17 protein-coding genes, 1 pseudogene and 1 riboswitch are annotated in these 21,288 nt (G+C 64.9%); of the genes and pseudogenes, 6 read left to right on the forward strand and 12 right to left on the reverse strand.

What is annotated here, in order from left to right; genetic code table 11:
- The first annotated feature begins 8 nt into the window (after positions 1–8).
- Positions 9–154: riboswitch (FMN riboswitch) on the forward strand.
- A 76-nt stretch (positions 155–230) separates the two neighbouring features.
- The 6 genes from ORS3428_RS07840 (at position 231) to ORS3428_RS07870 (ending at position 7,148) form a co-directional block, all read left to right on the forward strand.
- Entirely contained in the window at positions 231–698 is a 468-nt protein-coding gene (locus tag ORS3428_RS07840; protein WP_071096181.1) for a 6,7-dimethyl-8-ribityllumazine synthase, read from the forward strand.
- A 160-nt stretch (positions 699–858) separates the two neighbouring features.
- On the forward strand, positions 859–1,923 hold the full coding sequence (gene fba / locus ORS3428_RS07845; protein ID WP_071096182.1) for a class II fructose-bisphosphate aldolase: 1,065 nt from the start codon (positions 859–861) through the stop codon (positions 1,921–1,923).
- 138 nt (positions 1,924–2,061) lie between these two features.
- Positions 2,062–2,223, forward strand: coding sequence for a peptide ABC transporter permease (locus ORS3428_RS07850; RefSeq protein WP_071096183.1), 162 nt, complete (start codon positions 2,062–2,064; stop codon positions 2,221–2,223).
- A gap of 1,150 nt (positions 2,224–3,373) precedes the next feature.
- Positions 3,374–4,693 (forward strand): GAF domain-containing sensor histidine kinase, encoded by a 1,320-nt coding sequence (locus ORS3428_RS07855; RefSeq protein ID WP_083355050.1) that lies wholly within the window; start codon positions 3,374–3,376, stop codon positions 4,691–4,693.
- On the forward strand, positions 4,690–5,349 hold the full coding sequence (locus tag ORS3428_RS07860; protein ID WP_071096353.1) for a response regulator transcription factor: 660 nt from the start codon (positions 4,690–4,692) through the stop codon (positions 5,347–5,349). Before ORS3428_RS07855 ends, ORS3428_RS07860 begins: the two co-directional genes overlap by 4 nt.
- Positions 5,350–6,422: 1,073 nt before the next feature.
- Entirely contained in the window at positions 6,423–7,148 is a 726-nt protein-coding gene (locus ORS3428_RS07870; RefSeq protein WP_071096187.1) for an MgtC/SapB family protein, read from the forward strand.
- Between the two features lie 13 nt (positions 7,149–7,161).
- On the opposite strand, the gene ORS3428_RS07875 is transcribed toward ORS3428_RS07870, so the two are convergent.
- From ORS3428_RS07875 to ORS3428_RS07925, 12 genes and pseudogenes are all read right to left on the reverse strand, one after another.
- Positions 7,162–8,394 (reverse strand): VWA domain-containing protein, encoded by a 1,233-nt coding sequence (locus ORS3428_RS07875; RefSeq protein WP_071096189.1) that lies wholly within the window; start codon positions 8,392–8,394, stop codon positions 7,162–7,164.
- A pseudogene (locus ORS3428_RS07880) lies at positions 8,387–10,644 on the reverse strand (DUF5682 family protein). The gene ORS3428_RS07875 and the pseudogene ORS3428_RS07880 overlap by 8 nt, the downstream one beginning before the upstream one ends.
- 3 nt (positions 10,645–10,647) lie before the next feature.
- The gene (locus ORS3428_RS07885) at positions 10,648–11,727 is read right to left on the reverse strand and encodes an ATP-binding protein (RefSeq protein WP_071096190.1); all 1,080 of its coding nucleotides are present in this window, start codon (positions 11,725–11,727) and stop codon (positions 10,648–10,650) included.
- A gap of 19 nt (positions 11,728–11,746) precedes the next feature.
- A complete protein-coding gene (locus tag ORS3428_RS33885) occupies positions 11,747–12,502 on the reverse strand; it encodes a hypothetical protein (RefSeq protein WP_244507887.1) in 756 nt (251 codons plus the stop codon).
- Between the two features lie 38 nt (positions 12,503–12,540).
- Entirely contained in the window at positions 12,541–13,191 is a 651-nt protein-coding gene (locus tag ORS3428_RS33890) for a DUF5691 domain-containing protein (RefSeq protein WP_244507888.1), read from the reverse strand.
- Entirely contained in the window at positions 13,188–14,585 is a 1,398-nt protein-coding gene (locus ORS3428_RS07895; RefSeq protein WP_071096192.1) for an SWIM zinc finger family protein, read from the reverse strand. The genes ORS3428_RS33890 and ORS3428_RS07895 overlap by 4 nt, the downstream gene beginning before the upstream one ends.
- 490 nt (positions 14,586–15,075) lie before the next feature.
- Entirely contained in the window at positions 15,076–16,095 is a 1,020-nt protein-coding gene (locus ORS3428_RS07900) for an isopenicillin N synthase family dioxygenase (protein WP_071096194.1), read from the reverse strand.
- A 168-nt stretch (positions 16,096–16,263) separates the two neighbouring features.
- Complete coding sequence (locus ORS3428_RS07905) at positions 16,264–16,920, reverse strand: methionine ABC transporter permease (RefSeq protein WP_071096196.1); 657 nt, start codon at positions 16,918–16,920, stop codon at positions 16,264–16,266.
- Positions 16,901–17,992: a methionine ABC transporter ATP-binding protein gene (locus ORS3428_RS07910; protein ID WP_071096198.1), complete on the reverse strand. Its 1,092-nt coding sequence runs from the start codon at positions 17,990–17,992 to the stop codon at positions 16,901–16,903. Before ORS3428_RS07910 ends, ORS3428_RS07905 begins: the two co-directional genes overlap by 20 nt.
- 83 nt (positions 17,993–18,075) lie before the next feature.
- Positions 18,076–18,927 (reverse strand): MetQ/NlpA family lipoprotein, encoded by an 852-nt coding sequence (locus tag ORS3428_RS07915; protein ID WP_071096200.1) that lies wholly within the window; start codon positions 18,925–18,927, stop codon positions 18,076–18,078.
- Positions 18,928–19,134: 207 nt separating this feature from the next.
- A complete protein-coding gene (locus ORS3428_RS07920) occupies positions 19,135–19,932 on the reverse strand; it encodes an aspartate/glutamate racemase family protein (protein ID WP_071096202.1) in 798 nt (265 codons plus the stop codon).
- Positions 19,929–21,287, reverse strand: a complete 1,359-nt coding sequence (locus ORS3428_RS07925) for a dicarboxylate/amino acid:cation symporter (protein ID WP_071096204.1) — start codon at positions 21,285–21,287, stop codon at positions 19,929–19,931. The genes ORS3428_RS07920 and ORS3428_RS07925 overlap by 4 nt, the downstream gene beginning before the upstream one ends.
- Position 21,288: the final 1 nt, after the last annotated feature.

Below are 21,288 nucleotides of genomic sequence, written 5' to 3' on the forward strand. Positions count from 1 at the left end.
AAGCTGCGTTAAGTTCTCAGGGCGGGGTGAAAGTCCCCACCGGCGGTGAAGGCTTCGGCCTCAAGCCCGCGAGCGCCTTCCGGAAACGGGAGGGTCAGCAGATCCGGTGCGATTCCGGGGCCGACGGTTACAGTCCGGATGGAAGAGAACGTACGCAGGACGGTCCGTTGGCGCGGGCCGGTTTTTGCGTCGTGCGTCCTGATTCTGGTTCGAAACGGAAGGAAGGACCCATGAATCAGCATTTCCCCAAAGACCAGCAAACCCGCCGCATCGCCGTCATCCGGGCGCGCTGGCATGTCGACATCGTCGACCAGTGCGTCACGGCCTTCGAGACAGAGCTCGCCGCTCTCGGAGGCTTCGCCGTCGACATCTTCGATGTGCCGGGCGCCTACGAGATTCCGCTGCACGCCAAGACGCTCGCCGAGACCCGCCGCTATGCCGCGATCCTCGGCACCGCCTTCGTCGTCAATGGCGGCATCTATCGCCACGATTTCGTGGCGGGTGCCGTTATCGACGGCATGATGAGCGTGCAACTTGCGACCGGCGTGCCGGTGCTGTCGGCCGTGCTCACGCCGCACAACTACCATGAGAGCGCCGAGCATCACGGCTTCTTCCACGAACATTTCAAGGTGAAGGGCAAGGAGGCCGCGAAGGCCTGCGTCGACATCCTCGCCGCCCGCGAGCGACTCGCGGCCTAAGATCGACAAGGCCGGATTTCAGCCCTGCAACAAGAATTGCGGCCGAAGGGGCTGCGGAAGGTTGCGGACGCCCTGAATTCCGGCCAGAAGCTTTCAGGGCCGGCCGACGAGCGGACGGCCCTCGAACACGGGCTCGAAACCAGATACGGGAGACTATTGGGTGGCTCGCATCACACTGAGACAATTGCTCGACCATGCCGCCGAACACGGCTATGGCGTGCCTGCCTTCAACATGAACAATATGGAACAGGGGCTCGCCATCATGGAGGCCGCCGAGGAGACCAAGTCGCCGGTCATCCTGCAGGCCAGCCGCGGCGCACGCGCCTATGCCAATGACGTGGTGCTGGCCAAGCTGATCGACGCGCTGGTCGAGATCCATCCCGACATCCCGGTCTGCATGCATCTCGACCATGGCAACAACGAAGCGACCTGCGTCACCGCGATCCAGTACGGCTTCACCTCGGTGATGATGGACGGCTCGCTCAAGGAGGACGGCAAGACGCCCGCCGACTATGCCTATAATTCCGGCATCACGCGGCGCGTCGTCGACATGGCGCATTGGGGCGGCGTTTCGGTGGAGGGCGAGATCGGCGTTCTGGGCTCGCTGGAGAGCGGCGGTGGCGAGCAGGAAGACGGCCACGGCGTCGAAGGCGCGATCAGCCACGACCAGTTGCTCACCGACCCTGTGCAGGCCGAACAGTTCGTGCGCGACACGCATGTCGATGCGCTGGCGGTGGCCATGGGCACCAGCCACGGCGCCTACAAGTTCTCGCGCAAGCCGGACGGCGCGGTGYTGGCGATGAATGTGATCGAGGAGATMCACCGCCGTCTGCCCAACATGCATCTCGTCATGCACGGCTCGTCCTCGGTGCCTGAGGAGTTGCAGGAGATCATCAACAAATATGGCGGCCAGATGAAGCCGACCTGGGGCGTGCCGGTGGAAGAGATCCAGCGCGGCATCAAGCACGGCGTGCGCAAGATCARCATCGACACCGACAACCGCATGGCGCTGACCGGCGCGATCCGCAAAGTGCTGACCGAGAACCCGTCGGAGTTCGATCCGCGCAAATATCTGACGCCGGCCATGGCGGCGATGAAGAAGCTCTGCAAGGAGCGCTTCGAGCAGTTCGGCACCGCCGGCAACGCRCCGAAGATCAAGCCGATCCCATTGTCGGAAATGGCCAAGCGCTACAAATCGGGCAGCCTCGACCCGAAATTCGGCTGAGCCACCTTCTGCCGCGACCGGTTTTTCCAGCCGGTCGCGGGAAACCCCGCCGGCGCGAATTCGGCGGAACCTCCTGCCAGCAAAATCGGTTCCTCCTTCGACACCTCTCATGCTCGTCCGCAGGGAAGGAAGCAGATCATGAGCAAGGATCGCGACAAGGAAGGACGACCGGTCTTTTCCGGTGAGGACGCCAGGCAGGGCGAAATCATCCTGCGCACGCGCACCCGCCGCATCATCTTCATCGCCGGGCTGGTTGGCATCGTCGTGCTGGCACTGGTGCTGAGCATCGCCCTCCGGTGAGGGGCTGTCGCGCCCGCTGAGCGAACGGCCCGCCACGGCACCTAAGGATATCCCTTACGCGGACCGCCGATTTCGCAAAGGCGAGCGGCGGAATCTCCCTACGACCTCCCGTATATTCCGGGAAAGCCTAGGACAGTTCCTGATCTCCACGCCATGCCGTCACGCATTTCGGAAGGCGATTTAGGATCGGCACCGATACGATCCGAAGGCTCATCCAACTACAATCCTTGCCCATCGCACAATCGATCACACCGGGAGCGCTTCCCGTCTCCCGCGGGCAACCCGCGGGAGACGGGGGTGGGGATCGGCTGTGCTTTGACCGCAACTTGAAACAGCCAAATAGGAGAAGGCCTATGATCAATAAGTTGGGCAAACTCGCACGCATCTTTGTGGCCGGATCAGTGCTGTCACTTCTGGCAGTCCCGGTGCTGTCGGTTGACGCCAATGCGGCTTCGGCGTCGGCCTCGGCCGGCGCCTCTGCCGGCGCATCCGCGGCTGGCCCTGGCGGCTCGGCCGCAGCATCCGGTGCGGCTGGTGCCGCGGCTGGTGCTAGCACTGGTGGCACTGGTGGAGCGGCGGCAGCGGCAGCAGCAGCGGCCGCAGGAGCAGCCGCCGCCTCTGGCTGATCTTGATAAGCCACAATCAAGCAATGCGGTGACATGCGCAGGCCGGGGGCAGCCCGAAGCTGCTTCCGGCCTGCACGTATCTGGTGCCTGATCCACGGTCGCCCCATCGCCCCTTCGTTCACGGACATCACCGACGCAGATGGCAGGTCCTGAGGCCGAGCGCTTCATCCGACTTTTCCCTGCCAACGACGTGACGCGTCTCGATACGGCCTTCAGCCGCCTGGCGCGGTGGCTGTGCCGACTGCRCCAAGACGCGCCGAAAGGATTTCAATTGCGCAAAATCACCGCCCATTCAGTGGGCTCCGCGGGTTTACACATCCGGACGGTGCCTTAGATACTGCTCATATCCTCATGCGGGAGCATGTCCCCATGCAGGAGTTCGCAGACTCGCTTCACAAGAGGTGCGACGATCTGCTGGACTTGCCGACAGGTGGGAGTCGRCCGGGTCGGATGGCCCCAAGCCACTGGCATACGCGCCTGTCAGCACAGCTGTTCAGCCCCCGTGGAAAAGGGAGGGCCTCAGCATGGCGGCAGGTAACGCGACAGACGGCGCAATCCCACAAAAAACGTCAGTGATCGAAAAGCACTCGGCGCATGCCGGCCGAGGCCTTGCGAAGGGTAGACCCAAACGCCGCAGCGCGGACGCAGATACCGTTCTTGCCCTGTCCCGCATTTGCGAGAAATTGCGCTCTGCGCTCGATCTGGATGCTCTGATGGACGGCATTGTCCGAGAGGCCGTTCTGCTCCTCGACGCGGAGCGAGGCTGCTTCGGCTTATGTGGGGAAAGGCGGATAACGCTTTGCGGGGAATGGCAGCAATCGAAACGACGGCGTTTGAGGTCCTTTCCGCTTGGGGATGAAACGCTGCGGTGGCTCCTGACACATAAGAAGCCCTGTCTCACGAACGATCCGATGAGAGATTCGTTTGCCGACGAGGACAGGTGCGCTGAACTTGCCATCCGAAACGCAGTCTGCATTCCCCTATTCGATGCCAAGGACGACGTGATCGGCTTTGTCGGACTCYTCAACAAAATGGGCGGTGCGAGATTCACGCAGGCCGACCAGGAGAGGCTGGTCGCGCTGTTCCAGGCTGTCGCAACGGCGATCCAGAACGCGCTCGCCTATCAAAGGCTGCGGCAGGCCGAGGCGCGGCATCAATCCGATGTCGGCCTGCTGCAGCTTCTGGCGCGGCAGATCGTCGAATTGCAGGAAAGAGAGCGCCACGCGCTGGCTCGCGAGCTCCACGATGACGTCTGCCAGGCGCTCACGGCTGTGAAAATCAACCTGGAGACGGCCACCAACGATACCGGCAGCGCCGAGCTTGCCGAACCCATCGCGGAAAGCGTCAGGCTCCTTGAAGACGTGCTTGAGCAGGTACGCAGCCTCTCGCTGGACCTTCGTCCCATGATGCCGGACCATGGAGGATTGGAGGCGACCCTGCGTTGCTATGTCAATCGCTGGGCTCAACGAGCTGGCCTGGAAGCGCGGTTTGACGCTGACCCGATCGGCATGCCTTTGCCATCAAGCACCACGACGGCCTGCTATCGCATTGTCCAGGGGGCGGTTACCAATGTCGTCCGGCATGCGAACGCGTCGCGCGTATGGGTCAAACTGCGTGCCGGCCACAAGGACCTGCGGCTTGTCGTGCGCGACGACGGAGTTGGCTTCGATACCGCCGTGGCAATGGAAGGTGCAGCGCAGGGCCGCTCGCTCGGCCTGTCGGGCATGCGTGAGGATGCCTTGCTGGCCGGCGGTCATTTGCTCGTGCGATCGAGGAGGGGCAGAGGAACGGAGGTTTGTGCGCGGCTCCCCTGGGGCGAGGCGACCAGGACTGCGCAGAGATGAGCCCCGCCAGACGAGTCCGGCTGCTRCTCGCCGACGACCATACGCTGGTGCGTGCCGGCCTGCGGGCGTTGCTGGAGCAGTTGCCGGATGTCGAGGTGATTGCGGAAGCTGAAACGGGTCGCGCGGCGCTGGCGCAGGTGAAGAAGCTTCGACCTCAGATCGTCCTTATGGACATATCCATGCCCGACCTCAACGGGCTCGAGGCTACCGCGCGCATCGCCAAGGAGGTCCCCCACACCCGCGTCATTATTCTCTCTGTCCATGCCAGCGAGGAATATGTCCTCCAGGCCCTGCGCGCGGGAGCGTGGGGTTACATGCTGAAGAGTGCGGCCGTGTCGGAACTTGCCCTGGCGATCGAATCGGTGGCAGGCGGCAAAAATTACCTCGGCCCGGGCATATCGGGCAAAATAATAACCGACTATCTCGGTCGTGCCGGCGAGCAAAAAACCGTGCTCGAGGCACTGACGTCGCGGCAACGCGAAGTGCTGCAGCTCATTGCGGAAGGAAARAACACGAAGGAAATCGCGTATACCCTCGACGTTTCCGTGAAGACCGTGGAGTCRCACCGCTCGCACGTGATGGAACGGCTCGGCATTTTCGATGTTCCCGGATTGGTGCGCTACGCCGTGCGGGTGGGGCTGGTCAGCCTGTCGTAGATGGTCGGCCTGCGGTAGGTAGGTATCGTATTTGCGGCAGGGTAGATTCTACCAAGCGCTGAACCGCTCTGGCCTCGCGGCGCTTTTCGCTTATCCCGCCCGCAAATCGTCCTCGCCAGCCAGTTGTCCAACCTCGCTAAATAATCAGGCTTCCCGGAACAAGCTGCTCCCCACACCGCGCGGCGGGCAGTTGGGCACCAGCTACCGAGGAGGCCTGGCCACGGCGCTGGCCGAAGCGCCTTTGCCGCTCACGCTTACGCTGACGCCAGGCCCGCTGTCGCCGGCTTTGGCGCTCGCGCCATTCGAATTGGCGTGCGCGCCTCCCGCCGAGGCGTGGGCTCCGCCGTCCGTGCTGGCACTGGCGTCGCTACCAGCCTGGGCGTGGGCATGGCCGCTCGAATTTTCGTCTTTCGAGTTGTCTTCGCCGCTGCCCGCCTGCGCGCGCGCCTCTCCGTTGTCGGCATTTGCATCGGCACCCGGCCCGGCGGCCGCGGCTGCCCCATGGTGGCCCACGGATGCCGCCGCTCGATTGTTGTCAGACTGCACCACTGTCTTGCCTGGCCCCTCTTGAGAAGCGGCTGCGCCATCGGCAGTCGCGGTCGCCTGAGCCCAGACGTGAGTGGCCAGGGGAACTGCCGCCAGGCCCAGTGCAGCGGCAGGCGGCAACATTCTGGCGCGTTTGTTCATCCTTGCATTCATCGCAGTCTCCAATCTTGGATCGAGCGCTCTTCGGCGTTCAGGCTAGGCCGAAACACGTTTCAGGGACAGTCGGGAGTGGTCCTACCGCGCCCTCCCGACACCTGATCCCGATGGGAGCCCGGCCTGATGTGGCTATGAGCCTGGAGGACATTCGTGGAGCCCTTCAGCCATCTCAGGCATATTTTTCGGGGATTCCCGGACGCGTATCGGCTCCGCGGGCACAAAGCTCGCAACAAGCGATTGCCGGCCGAAGGCAATGCCCGTGGCTGTTCGCGGCTGCTGGAAGGAACAGCCACGGARCTTTCGGCGGTCAAGCCTAGTTGAACGTTGCAGATGCAATGGAGGGCATGGCGCCTGCGCCGGCCTGACAGAGGATGCTCCAGTCGCTCTGCTGCGACATGCCGCTCCACCCGACCGCGCTTGACCTGGTCGGACGGCTGTTGCTGACTTTGCTCGCCGGTTTCCTCATCGGCCTGAACCGCGAGGCGCGCGGCCATTCCGCCGGGCTGCGCACGACCATACTGGTCGGACTTGCGGCCTGCGTTGCCATGGTCCAGGGCAACATGCTGCTCGGCATGATCGGCAAGGGACCGGACACCTTCGTGCGCATGGATGTGATGCGCTTTGCGCTCGGCGTGCTCACCGGCGTCGGCTTCATCGGCGGCGGCGCGATCCTGAGGCGCGGCGATCTCGTCACCGGGGTGACCACCGCCGCGACGATGTGGATCATGACGATGATCGGGCTGGCCTTCGGCGGCGGCCAGTTCGGCCTCGGTGCGATCGCAACGGTATTGACCCTGGTGACGCTGCAGACGCTGAAATGGGTCGACCTCAAGATCTCGCGCGCCCACAAGGCGATCCTTTCCGTCTCATGGCCGAAGAACTCCCCTCCCGACATTGCTGACATTGTGCGCCCACTTGGCTATGATGCCCGCTTCGTCGGCATGGAGCACGATGTCGGCCGCAGCTGTTTTGTTTTTTCCTTCAACGTTCAATGGAAGCAGCCCGACGCGGTCGAGCCTTCGACGGACATTCTGGCTGTGATCGCCGAGCACTGCGCGGTCGAGCGCTTCGAGGTGATCGGCGAGAAGCCGTTCTGAACAGCGCTGCGACCTATTCGGCTGCGCCTGGCGCTTCAGTGTCGGCGCGAATGAGCTTGATGTCCGCTCCGGCCGCCCAGGCGCCAATGTCTTCCCGGCGCAGCGCCGCCGCCATCATGTCGGGAAAGTGGTCCGGCGTACAGGCAAAGACCGGGATACCGAGTGCGGCTACCGAACCGGCCATGGAGGGGTCGTAGCCGGGGCGGCCCTGATCGGTGAGCGCCAGCAGCACGATGACATTGACGCCCGACCGCGCCAGYGCGGCCAGTCGGCGGAGCAGCTCCTGGCCGTTGCCGCCTTCAAAGAGGTCGGTGATYAATACGAAATGCGCCTTGGTCGGCCGCTCGATGCGCTCGGCACAATAGGCGACCGCCTGGTTGATGTCGGTGCCGCCGCCAAGCTGAACTCCGAACAGCACTTCGACCGGGTCGCTGAGTTCTTCCGTCAGATCGACGATCGCGGTGTCGAAGCAGACGAGCTTGGTACGAACGACCGGCAGCGAGGCCATCACGGCGGCAAAGATCGAGGCGTAGATGACCGAGCTTGCCATCGAGCCGGACTGGTCGACGCAGAGGGTCACCTCGTCAAGGTCGACCAGCCGTCGCTGGCGTCGCATGAAGCCGATCAGCTTTTCCGGCACGACAGTTTTGTGGTCGGGCTGATAATGGCGGAGGTTCGCCGCGATGGTGCGCGGCCAGTCGATGTCGCGCTGGCGGGGCCGGTTGGTGCGCCGCGACCGATCGAGCGCGCCGCGTATCGCCTCGGCGGTTTTCTGCTCGAGACGCTGCATCAGCTTGGCGACGATATCGGATATGATCGAGCGGGCGATGTCCTTTGTCTTCTCAGGCATCGCCGAGCGTAATGAAACCAGATCGGCAACCAGATTGACGTCTGCCTCGATCGCCTTGAGGAACTCGGGTTCCATCAGCATCTGCTTCAGGTTCAGCCGTTCGAATGCGTCCTTCTGCACGACCTGGACGACCTGCTCGGGGAAGAAGGAGCGGATATCGCCCATCCATTGAGCGACGCGCGGCGCCGAGCGGCCAAGACCGCCGCGCCGCTTGCGCTGGTCGGCGGCCGTCCCGCCACTGCCGTCGCCATAGAGCGCGTCGAGCGCGGCCGAAAGCCGGCGGTCCTCGGCCGACAGCGCCGACGAGGCTTCGTCGTCGGCGCCGATCGCCAGCCGCCAGCGGCGCTCCCGCGTCCCTTCCGTCGGATCGAACCCCGGCCCCGTCGCTTCATCCATGGCAGGACTCTCCTGTAATCAGGTTGCGAAGCAGTCCAAAATGCCGGCGCCATGCCTCGCCGCCATCCGGCGCCGGCGTCAGCCCAGCGGGCAGGCTTGCTCGGCGACCGAGCACGGCCTCGATCAAGCGTCGCCGCTCCATACTGTCGAGGTTGGAAAAGACGCGGCGCAGCAGCGGCAGATGCGCAACAAAGGCCTCTTCGTCGAGCGATGCCAGCCAGGCATCGACGGCGCCGCGCAGCCCCTCGTCATAGATCAGCCTTTGACCGGCGCCGCTGAAGAAGCCTTCGAAGAAGGCGGCGGCATCGGCGACCGGCGTCCCCGGTGACAGGCGCTTCGCCAGCAGGTCGGCCGCGTCTTCGGCGGACAGCCGGCCGGCTTCATAGAGAAGATGCGCAGCGCAGCCGGCGACGAGCGGCGTCGATCGCGCGGAGTCAAGCACGGCCGCGAGACCGTTGCGCCAGGCGTCCAGAACATCCTCATCCGGCTCCACCAGCCTGATCGCCTCATCGGCCTTGCGGAGCGCCCCCATCAGCGCCGCGGCTGCCTGCGCGTCGAGGTCGCGCGCGGCGTAAGGCAGGGCAATCGAGCCCTCGACGACCAGCCGCTCCAACAGACCGGCAAGGCGGTCCGTCTCGGTCTTGCGCGCTTCGCCGTAGCGGATGATGTCGGCCAGCGGYGGCACCGAGGCCAGGATTTCCAGGCACTCGCTGCTCACCGCCGCCTTGTCCTCAAGCGCGGCGAGGCCGGCCGAGGATGCCTCGCTCAAGGCGGCGGTGATGGCGCTCTGGACCAGCGCGGCAAGCGCATCGAGCGTCGCGGCGGCGCCGATCATCTGGATAAGGCGGCCGTTGGCGGCTTTCTCGATGGTCGGCCCGTAGATCAGGTTCTCCACGAGGCGCACCGCATATTCCGGCTGCCAGGCCAGCATCCAGCGCTCGCGGAACGTGCCGCGGCTGCGTCCAACGTCCGTCAGCTTGCCCCAGTTCACGCCGAGCACGTTCAGCCGATGAAGCAGCGTCGACCGAAAAAGCCCGCTCTCGCTTCGGAGATCGATGGAAAGTTCCCGCTCGAGCGCTTCCGGCTTCAGCCGGGCGGCCTTCTGGTTGCGCTGCAGGTCGTCGATCAGCGGCGCAAGCGGCGTGTCGGGCGGTATTTCGCCGACATCGGCGCCGAGCAGCAGCTCGGCCTCGACCATCTCCCACAGCAAGRCCTCGCCGTTGAAGAGGGCCGCAATCGAGGCGTCGCGCAGTTCCTCGAATCCCGGCTTCGGCCGTTCGCGGATGGCGGCGAGCGCCCGCGCCAGGCGCTCGGCTTCGATCAGCGACGCCGTCGAGATCATGTGGCCCTTCGTGCGGAGCACCGACGCGATCCGCGCGAGCCACAGCACCGAAGCGTCGTCTTGCCCACGCGTCTGCCACAGATGCTTGCACCAGCGGGTGCGACGACCCCGGCGCCGTAGCCATAGCCCATGGCCAGGCGCGGTCCGGTCCAGGGCGCGAAAGTCATCATGGTCTTGCGCCGGCCTATCCCCTTGAGCAGGGCCTGGTCGCCTTTTTGCGTATGCGCTGCCTGCAAGGCCGGTACGTGCCAAGCGCCGCAGACCACCGCCAGAGTTCCGTCGAACTCCTTTCGCGCGGCCGCGATCTCCAGCCGCATATGCGCTTCGCGCATGGCCTCGAATTTGCCGATCGACGTTTCGCCCTCACGCAGCGTCGTCATCGCGTCGGCGATGGCTGCGAAGATCGGGCCGGGTTCGGGATTCTGCTCGATGATGTCCGACCACCAGCTTTCGCCGTCCTCGTAGCCGGCGGCGCGGGCCAAGGTGCCGATCGGATCCTGGATCCGCGATGCCTCTTCGCCCTGCCCTTCCATGGCCTCCGCATCGGCGGCATCGGCGTCCGTCGGTCCTTCAGGCGCCTCCCCGGCCAAGCGGACCGCGGATGGCAGATCGATGAAGCGCAGCGCCGCCTTGTTGGCAACGGCCCAAAGTGCCGCCTGGTATTCGGGAGAGAATTCGGCGAAGGGCCAGAAGCTCGTCGCGGCGGGATCGTCCTCCGGATAACAGAGCAGCGCCACCGGCGGCTTCATGTCGGGGCTGGCGAGCAGCGGCAGTAGCGGCGACGCATCCGCCGGCCCCTCGATCAGCACGGCGACCGGCTGCAGTTCCCGCAGCGCCTTGACCAGGCTCCCGGCGGAGCCCGGCCCGTGATGGCGGATGCCGAAATAGCTGATGCCGCCTTGCGCCATGGCTCAAATGGCCGCGTTGAGCGCCGCGTAATAACCGGCATAGTCCGGACGCTTTTTCAGCACTGTCTCCAGATATTCCTCCAGCACGACCTTGTCCTGGACCGGGTCCTTGACGATCGCGCCGACAAGGCTCGGCGCCAGGCCTTCGGCGTGGAGCTTGCCGCCATCGAACCACGCCGCCTGGCTGAGGCCGCTGATCATCGTGGCGATCGCCTCCGCGGTGGAAAGCGAGCCCGATGGTGTCTTCAGCGTCATCTTGCCGTCGGCGGTCGCGCCGGAGCGCAGCTCGCGGAAAATGGTGAGCACGCGAGCGATCTCCTCTCCGACGTTCTTCGGCACCGGGAGGTCCAAACCGCCGGCCATCTCGCCGACGCGCCTGGAGACGATCGAGACTTCCTCCGCCATGTCCWCCGGCAGAGGCAGCACAACGACATTGAAACGGCGCTTCAGCGCCGAGGAGAGTTCGTTGACACCCTTGTCGCGGTTGTTGGCGGTGGCGATGATGTTGAAGCCGCGCTGGGCATAGATCGAGGTGTTCAGCTCCGGCACCGGCATCATCTTTTCGGACAGCACGGTGATGAGCGTGTCCTGCACGTCCGAGCCCATGCGCGTCAGCTCCTCCAGGCGGCAGAGCTTGCCTTCCTGCATGGCGCGGTAAAGCGGCGTCGGCACCAGGGCCTCCTGGCTCGGGCCCTTCGCCAGAAGCTGCGCATAGTTCCAGCCGTAGCGGATCTGGTTCTCGTCGGTGCCGGCGGTGCATTGCACGATCAGCGTCGAGCATCCCATGATGGCGCCCGCAAGATGTTCCGAGACCCAGGATTTCGCCGTTCCCGGGACGCCGAGCAGAAGCAGCGCCCGGTCGGTCGCGAGCGTGGCGACCGCTGTCTCCATCAATTGCCGGCGGCCGACATATTTCGGCGTGATGAGTGTGCCGTCACTCGCCCTGCCGCCCATCAGATAAGTGAGGACAGCCTTGGGCGACAGGCTCCAGCCGGCAGGCTTCTGGCGGTCGTCGTCGCGCGCGAGCGCCTGCAGTTCGGAGGCATAGACCTGCTCGGCCGGAAGGCGGATGGCTGCGTTCATGCGATCTTCTCCGGGTTGATCATCTGTCGGATTGGGAAGGGCGTTCGGCCAGCGCCGCGTTGAGCCGCAGCAGGCCGAGCGATGGGGACGCGGGCGGCAGGCCCGCGGCGACGACCCCGTCGATCAATTTTTCTGCCGTCTCCGGATTGGCCAGAAAGCCTATGGTTTCGAGATACTGCTCGGCGCTTCGTTTCGTGACGTCGTTGTCACCCGAGACGGCGGAACGCAGCACTGAAAGCGTCTTGCCCTTTGCGAGATCGCCCCATTCCAGCCAGCCTGCTTCCGCGCCTTCGACCAGGTTGAGCGCCGCCAGATTTTGCCCGTCATTCAGGATCTGCCTAATCAGGACACGCTTCCTGCCGCCGTCCAAACGCAACATGAGTTGGAGGACGAGAAGGGCCAGCTTGCCACCTGCGGCGATAAGTAAATCCGCCAAGCAGGCCACCRCCGCATCGCTGCCGGACAGCGAGACCATTCGAACGAGAAAGAGATCGGCACCCTCATCAACGCCGAACTGCCAAGCGCCGATGAAATCGGGCTCGGTCTTGCCGAAGCGGGCGACGAGATCGCCGAAGTAACAGGATACGAACAAGTCGGCGCGACGTGCTTGTTGAGCAGGCGACTTGAGTTTTATCGGCGCGTAGGTGGAGCGGCGGCGGATGAAGCCGGATTTGCCTTCCTCGATGAAAGCGGCGAGCTCAGCTGTCGGATTTTCCGACCCGCTATCAGCCGGATTRCCATGTTCCCCCAACCTTGCCAGGAGCCGGCCGGCCATTTCGCGCACCTTGCCTGAGCGATCGGCAGACAGGCTCTTCAGAAACGGAACGTCATCGGCCTCAGGCCGAAGCGCATGAGTTCAATGAGCGCCATCCTGACCTCCGCCGGCTCGCTTGCTCCCTTGGTCTCGATAAGAGTACGCGCCACGGCAGGCATGGTGCGCCGTAGATCGACCAGCGCGGTACGGCGCGCGGCGGGATAGAAATCATCCCAGGTTTCCGCCGTCAGATGCTCGCGTCGGGACTGTTTTTCGCTGTCCGCGCCTGCCTGCCAATCGATCCAGGGAGCATAGACGTCTGGACTTTCCTGATATGACGGGGCAGGCATCCAATCCATCGGATGCAGCACGAAGCCGCGGCTGGCGACGAGCGCGGCCACGCGGGTCTTGAGCCTCGCATCGGCCGCGTATTTCAATACAGCACGCAGCAGCGGCCGCAGGCGATCGGGCAGCATCGGCAGCGCGAGCACTGGCAGTGGCGGGCGCCGCTTCAACATTTTGGGGGCATCCGGCCGAAGCGCGACATCCAGCGCCTGCGCGGCGATCGCCAGCAGCCGCCGCTCCTGCTCGTCGGAGGTGGCGGCCGTCGCGATCTCCTTCCAATCGACCGGTGCAAGCTCAAACATAGCCCCGCCGGAAATCCAGCCGTCGCGCAGTCTTGCCAGCCCTGCCTGCTCGAGCTCGTTCACGACAGGTCAAGCCTCCCGATGCTGCTCTGCGACGCCAGAAGCTCGAGCCTGGCGCCGTTCCAGAGTGCGGCAGGGGCCGCAAGATCAAGGCCGAGCAAGGCCTGGTTGATGGAGCCGGCGACCGGCAGGGCGATGCCATGCGGATCGCTCGCCCGCCACCAGACGCCGTCCTTCTCGTCCAGCGCGATCGCGCCTGCCGGCAGGATGATCGGGCAGTCCGAGAGCCAGGGCGCGCCATCCTGGAACGCGGCGTAGGCGGCCAGCGGGTCGCCGGCGGCGTCCGGGGCGAAATCGGGCCAATTGCCCGGCGCCGCGTCGCCCTGCCGGTCCGCGACCAGCGCCCGCAGCGGATTGCGGGACGGATAGAACACGAGCCTGGCCTTGAAGCGGTCCCCCGGCGCGAAGGCGCCGGAGCGCCGCCCGGCGGAGGCGGGGAAGAAATCGAGCAGGGCGGCAAACCGTGGAGTTTGGCTCTTCAGATCGAGCAGCCAAGTCGCGTGGCTGACAAGCCCGTCGCGGCGGGTCTCGATCTTCTCTCCGAGCACCTCCCAATCGCTTTCGACCTGGACGGCGTCGGGATTGGCAAGGATCTGGTCGCGTGTCTCGGACGTCGAAACAAGGCGCTTCAGCTCGGCATCGTCGGGCGCGGCGCGCCAGGCCTTGGCGAGCAGCACCAGCTTGCCGAGCTCGCGGATCGCGGCATCCGGTTTCTCCTCGCTGCGCAGCGCCATCAGCCGCGCCGGCAGCTCGTCGAGGCGACCGGCCAGCGCCGTCGCCTTGAGGTCGACGAGCCGTGCCGCGATACGTCGGCATCGCTCGCTGCAAGCGTCGACAAATCCTGCAAGGCCGAGCCGAAGCTGGTCGGCGATCCATTGATCGAGCTCATCGAGCGCGGCCGCGACAGCGCTTCGCGTGTCCTCGGCGCGCTTGCGCTGCGCCGCCTCGCGGCGTTCGGCTGCCGCGGCGTCTTCGACCGGGGCGCTCTGCTCGGGCCGCGACGCTTCATCGATGCTTTTGCCTTGCGAACTCGCCGCAGCCTGCGTTTGYTGCTGCCCCGGCTTGCGGCGCCTGCCAAGCCAGTCGTTCACCCATTCCGGCGTCTGGTCGACACGATCGAAGCTGACCGGCGCCGTGGYGCCGATCCACATCAGCCCCAATATGTGCTTGCACGGAAACTTTCGCGACGGACAGGTGCATTTGTAGCCATGGTCGCCGGTGTCGAAGACGACGCGATAGGGATTCGACCCTGAACCCTGGCATTCGCCCCAGATGAGCCCCAGCTGTTCGTTCGTCTCGAGGCGAGGCCAGTTCGACCGTTTGGTCAGCTTGGCAGCGGCGCCAAGCGAGGCCTGGTCAGGCGCAAGCGCCTCGATCGTTTTCAAATCCAGCTGCAAGCCCGCCCCCGCCCATGACCCCGAAGCATGATGCCGCGAACGATAGATAGCCGTTTGCGACGCGCAGGTGTAGCTCCAGCCGCCGCAAAGTTGATGCCTTGTCTAAAGTTTTGTTGCCCTGCCTTCAGGCTGGCACAGCGGGTGCCACCCGACGCAGCATTGGCTACCGCCAATTGAGCGTCGAAAAGCGCGCTTGAAGGGCGGCCGCGCTTTTGGCCGTGCGACTTCGCGGTCCGCCCCTGGCGCAATTCCAGACGGAGAACCGCCTCGCACATTTCCTGGAATCGTTTCGAAAGAAAAATGGCCGGGCGTGAAAACGGCCCGGCCAAGGTGAAGGTCATAACCTTCAGAGGGGAACATCGCCCGGCGCAATGGGAGGAAAACACCGGACGACACCCGATATTTGGGCTCGGGCCTGCGCATTTGCGACGAACAGAATTCCAAAAAAAGTCCGGAACGCGAAAAAATCTCGCTCGACCCCGACTAAAACTCAGCCGGCTGCCGCGGCTTTTTCCAGAAGGTCGGGGTAGTGCCGGCGCGCGACGTCGGGATGCGACCTCAGCCGGCTCTTGAGCACATTGGTGCCGACGTTGCGGAACAGCGGATTGTCGGGATCGCTGGCCGCGCCGCGCGCTTCGGCCGCCAGTTCCGGCGGCAGGTCGAGTAGCGGGATCGTCGCGTCGAGGCGGGCGCTGAAGAAAAACGGCACCGAAATCCGCTCGACGCCTGGCGGCGGCGTGACGACGCGGTGCACGGTTGCCCTGAGATAGCCGTTCGAGGCCAGCTCGAGCAGTTCGCCGATATTGACCACCAGCGTTCGCGGGATCGGATCGACATCCACCCAGCTGCCGTCATATTCGACCTGCAGCCCCTTGTTCTCGTCCTGCAGCAGAAGCGTGAGAAATCCGCCATCCTTGTGCGCGCCGACGCCCTGGTCATCGCCGGCGGCGTCGCGGCCGGGATAGCGAACGGTCTTCATGCGGTGGTTGGGCTCGCCGCGATAGATCGGATCGAAGGCGTCCTCCGGCTGGTCGAGCGAGAGAGCGAAGGCCTTGAGAAGGCGTATCGCAACCTCTGTCGCCTTTGCCTGCCAGGCAAGCAGGACCGGCTTCAGTTCGGGAAGTGTTGCCGGCCACTGGTTCGGGCCCTGCAGCCGCGTCCAGGCCGGCACGCCCGGCCCTTGCGGGATCGTCGCGCGCTCGACGCCGATGTCGAGCTGCTCACGCCAGTCGGCCTTGCCTTTGGTCAGTTCGCCGCCGGCGCGGGTATAGCCGCGGAACTGCGGCGACTTCACCATTTCGATGGCAAGCTTGTCGGCCTCCGGCAGGGCAAAGAAACGACGCGCGGCGTTGAGCACCGCGTCAATGTCCGACTGCGTTATGCCGTGGCCGCTGAGATAGAAGAAGCCGACGTCGCGCGCGGCGGTGCGCAGATCGAACAGGAAGGTCCGGAGTTCCGACTCGCCCTGTTCCAGGCGGTCGAGATCGAGCACCGGAACTATTCTGGCCATGGAAGGGCTCCTCTCGCGGCAACTTGCGACCTCTGCCTACGATGGCACGCGGCTCCTTGCCGTCCAAGCAATGCACGATCCAATCTCATGCAATCGGAGCAAGCCGGCGCTCAATTCCCCACTCACAGGGCAAATAACGTGCCGCGAGCCGCGAAAGCCAGACGACGGTCATCCGCGATGGTCCAGCCGCGCCACCAGCCGGTCGCCGATCCACTGGATCCCGCAAACCAGCACGATGAGCACGATGACGACCGCAACCATGACGCTGGTCTCGAAGCGCTGGTAGCCATAGCGGATGGCGAGATCCCCTAGGCCGCCGGCGCCGATGGCGCCGGCCATGGCCGAGGCGCYGACAAGCGTAACCAGCGTCACCGTGAAACCGGCGACGATGCCAGGCAGCGCCTCCGGCACCAGCACCTCGCGGATGATCGTCCAGCGGTTGCCGCCCATGGCGCGCGCCGCCTCGATCAGCCCGTGATCCACCTCGCGCAGCGAGACTTCCGCGATGCGGGCATAGTAGGGCGTTGCCGCGATCGACAGCGGCACGATCGCCGCCCAGGTGCCGATCGAGGTGCCGACGATCAGGCGCGTCACCGGGATCAGCGCCACCAGAAGGATGATGAAGGGGACGGAACGAAAGCCGTTGATGATGGCGCCGAGGATGCGGTTCACCCAGAGATTTTCGGCGATGCTGCCGCGATCGGTGGCGACCAGCGCGAGACCGAGCGGCAGGCCGAACACCAGCGAGATGAGGCCGGAAGCGCCGGTCATCAGCACCGTCTCCCAGATCGAGCGGAGCAAGAGTTCAAACAGGACCGGCGACATGGCCAAGCACCTCCACCCGCGCGCCGCGGTCTTTCAGGAATGCGGTTGCCCGCGCGAGATGCGCGGCGTCTGTCCCCGGAACGGACAGGAACAGCGTGCCGACAGGCTGCTGCTGGACATGGTCGACGCCGCCGTGCACGAGGCGGAACGGACCGGGCACCGCGACGGCGAGATCGGACAGCAATGCGCCGCGCGCGGCCTCGCCGGCCACATCGATCCTGAGGATCGTTCCCGCGCCTTCGCCAGGGACAAGCCTCCTGGCAATCTCCGTCGGCAGTTGCGGCCGGATGGCGCCGAGCAGGCTGCGCGTGATCTCCGATTTCGGATCGGCAAAGACGCGCCAGACGGCGCCCTCCTCGACGATCCGGCCGGCATCGATCACCGCCACGCGGTCGGCGATCGAACGGATCACCTCCATTTCGTGCGTGACGAGCAGGATGGTGAGACCGAGCCTGGAATTGATGTCCTTGAGCAGCGCCAGAATCGAACGCGTCGTTTCCGGATCGAGCGCCGAGGTCGCCTCGTCGGAGAGCAGCAGTGCCGGGCGCGCAGCGAGCGCCCTGGCGATACCGACACGCTGCTTCTGCCCGCCGGATAGCGAGGCCGGATAGGCCTTGGCTTTTTCCGAGAGGCCGACGAGTTGCAGCAGCTCGGCCGCGCGCGCCAGGCGCTCGGCCCGCGGCCGCCCTTCGATCTTCAGCGGCAGCGCGACGTTTTCCTCGACGGTCTTCGCCGACAACAGGTTGAAGTGCTGGAAGACCATGCCGATGCGGCGACGCAACGGCTGCAATTCGCGCTCGCCGAGCCGSCCGATCTCGCCGCCCTCGATGAAGACCTCGCCGGAATCCGGCCGCTCCAGGCYGTTCAGGCAGCGGATCAATGTCGACTTGCCGGCGCCGCTGCGGCCGATGATGCCGAGGATCTCGCCCTTTTTCACCGTAAGCGAAACGCCGTCGAGCGCCGCCGTCGCGCCGAAACGGCGCTTCAGGTCGACAAGGCGCACGACATCTTCCGACCCCGCAGGCCGAATGGGGACGGGATCGGCGACTTTGGCCGCTACGTGCTGGTTCATCTCTGTGTCCGTTTCAGCGCTGCGCAAATGCGGCGGCGGTCCGCTCAATGGCGGACCGCCCGTTCCTGCCGGCCAGGCCCCGATCAATAGGCGCTGATCCCGGTGCCCTTGTAGACCTTGTCGAACTCGGCCTTGACCGTGTCGTTCTGGTAGGAGGCGACCAGGGTCTTGACCCAGGGTTCATTCTCGTTACCGGCCTTGACCGCGATGAAGTTGCGATAGGGGTTATCGGCCACCGGCTCCTGYGCGATGCGGTTTTCCGGCGTCAAGYCGCTCTTCAACGCCCAGTCAGTGTTGACAACGGCAGCGTCGAGATCGTCGACCGAACGGCCGACGATGCCGGCGTCGAGCTCCTTGATCTCGACCTTCTTGGGGCTCTCGGCGATATCGGCGGTCGTGGCCAGAATGCCGGTGCCGTCCTTCAGCTTGACCAGGCCCTCATGCTCCAGGACATGCAGCRCCCGGCCCTCGTTGGAGGGATCGTTCGGCACGCCGATGACGGCGCCTTCCGGCAGGTCGGCGACCTTGGCGTGCTTCTTCGAATAGAGGCCGATCGGCCAGACGCCGGTGTAGCCGACCGGCACGATGTGATAGCCTTGCGTCTTGATCTGGTTGTCGAGATAGGGCTTGTGCTGGAAGGCGTTGGCGTCGATCTCGCCGCGCTCGAGCGCCTCGTTGGGCTGGGTGTAGTCGTTGAAGACGACGGTCTCGATCGTCAGGCCCTTCTTTGCCGCCTCGGCGGTGACCACGCGCCAGACGTCCTCGTCCTCGCCGCTGATGATGCCGACCTTGATCGCCTTCTTGTCCTCAGCGAAAGAAGGTGACGCAGGGGCGAGCCCGACAACGGCAAATGTCGCGGCGAGAAGCACGCCAAGTCCGGTGCGCCTGGTGAGTGACGTTGCGAGAGATTTTGAAGCGTTGCCGCGTTCGGACATGATGCGTTCCTGGCGATCCTGAAATCATTTTTCGGCCTGGCGGAATGCGAGGCCTTGATATCAGCATCGCCAATGCTGCCCGATTGGACAAAGGAGCGCTTTTCCTCTCAGGCGGAAGGCGGAAAATATTCTCTCAAAGATTTTAGGACTTGGAGAATGCTGGCCGCCGGCGAACAGAAGTCCTGGCGGAGGTCGAACCGGCAGGGCTTACGAGGCCCGCTGCGCGACGCGCCAGGCCAACCGATCCTGTCCCGGCAGCCTCGACACGCTCGGCAGGCCTCTCGGCYCCTGCACACCATAGCCCAATCGTACCAGACAGGCTCGCGCCAAGGCCGCGTTGCTGTCAATGACAACCAACCCGTTCGTATCGCCAAGGCTGGCGGCCACTACCGAGAGTTCGGTGCAGCCGAGTACGGCGGCATCGGCGCCCGCCAATTGCGCGAGATGAAGCGCGCGCTCGGTCTCGGCCGCCGCCTCGGCGATCGAACCGGCCTTGACGAGGGCGATCGCATTGTCGACCCGCTCCTGAAATTCCGGATGCGCGGGAAGGCAGAGGTCAAACTCCGCCGCCGATATCCTTTTTTGATAGAAGCCGGAGACCAGCGTGCCCCGGGTTGCCAGGTTCGCAACTCTGCCCCGATCCACGCTGCGACGGATTTCCGCCACCACGGCATCGCCGATGTGGATGATCTGCGCCCGCGAGTTCGCCGCCAGCTCGTCGTACCAATGATGGGCGGTGTTGCACGGCATCGCAATACAGGCGACGCCGAGCGCATTGAGCGTCGAGACCGCGGCCTGCAATGGCGCCAGCGGTCCGTCATGGCCGGCCAGGATCGCTTCAGTCCTGTCGGGCAGCTGCGGCACGCTGAGGATGACGGCGGGCAGATGTTCATTATCCCGAAGCGCCTTGGTCATCCGCGTCAGCTTGAAATAGAAGTCCGCCGATGCAAGCGGTCCGAGGCCGCCTATGATGCCAAGCTCGGGGCGGATGCTGTGATCGATCATCGGACGGGCTCGGCTTCAGGCAGTGCCGAGACGGCTTCAACAGCCGCCGCCTCCCTGTGGCTCGGCGCGATCATTGCGGTGCTGGCCGCGACGGTGCAGACGCTGGACAGCGTCATGAACGTATCCACGGCCGCATCGACCGCGACGAACAGGGCGAACGCCGCCTCGAAGGGAAGCTTCAGGTAGCCGCACACGATAGACATCTGCGACAGGATGAGCAGGCCGGTCATGCCGCTTGTCGTGAGCGCAAGAAGCGCCGAGACGACGCCGACAAGCAGGAAGTCCGGGATTGCCAGCGGGCGGCCGTAGAGCTGCGCGATGAACAGGGAACCCGAGGTATAGAGCAGCGCCGGGCCCGTGCGCAGCAATGCCGCCTGCAGCGGCACCAGCAGCTCGACGACCACCAGGTTGAACCGCATGCGCTCGGTCAAAAGATTGATGACCCATGGAAGCGAGGCGACGGTGGAGCGCGTGGTGATGGCCACCATCAAGAGGGGCTGGCAGGTTTTGATCGTGGTCCAGTAGCTTCGCCGCGACCGGACGGCGATGACGGCAAACGCGCCGGCGAGGAACGTAAGGCAGGACAGGCCCATCACCAGCAGGAAACCGCCCATCAGCATGAGCGGCCTGGTTCCGGTCGAGGCGGTCTGGTCGGCGATGAGGATGAAGGTTGCGAAAGGCAGTCCCCAGACGAACCAGTTGGTGAGTACCGTGCAGGCCCGGTAGACCGCGTTGAGCGTTTGGGACAGGCTCATCGACGATGGCTGAGGAATCTTGCCCATCGCAAGGCCGAAGAGCAGACAGAACAGCAGGACCTGGATGGTCTGGCCCGAGGCCAGCGCGTTGAAGACGTTGTTCGGCACAAGGTCGAGGAGGATCGAATGCTCGCCGCTGGCGCCTGCGGCTGGCGGCGGCTGGAACGGGAATTCGAGATCGGTGGAAACGCTGCCCTGGGAATTGATGAACTCGCCGAGCTCGATGCGCGACTGCGGGTTCTCGATCTGGCCGGGCTGGAAGACCAGCGAATAGGTGCCGCTGACCAGCACGGCGAGGAAGGATACGACCAGCACCGCGATCGCGACCTTGCCCAGGTAGCGAACCGATTTCGGGTCCTGGACCATCGCGGTGATGGAGAAGATGACCGACGAGACCAGATAGGGCAGGACGACCATCTTGAGGAAATTCAGATAGACCTGCGCGACCGGGCTGATCGCATGGGAGAAGCCTGGATAATAGAGACCGCAAAGAATCCCCGCCGCGATCATCGCGAGCGTCGTCAAGGGCGAGCGCAAGATGCGCTTTGCCGCAAGGCGCCAATCGAACGGCATGGGTGCGGCTACGTCGGCGACGGTCATC

Source organism: Mesorhizobium sp. ORS 3428, from assembly GCF_001854785.1.
Taxonomy (GTDB): Bacteria; Pseudomonadota; Alphaproteobacteria; order Rhizobiales; family Rhizobiaceae; genus Mesorhizobium.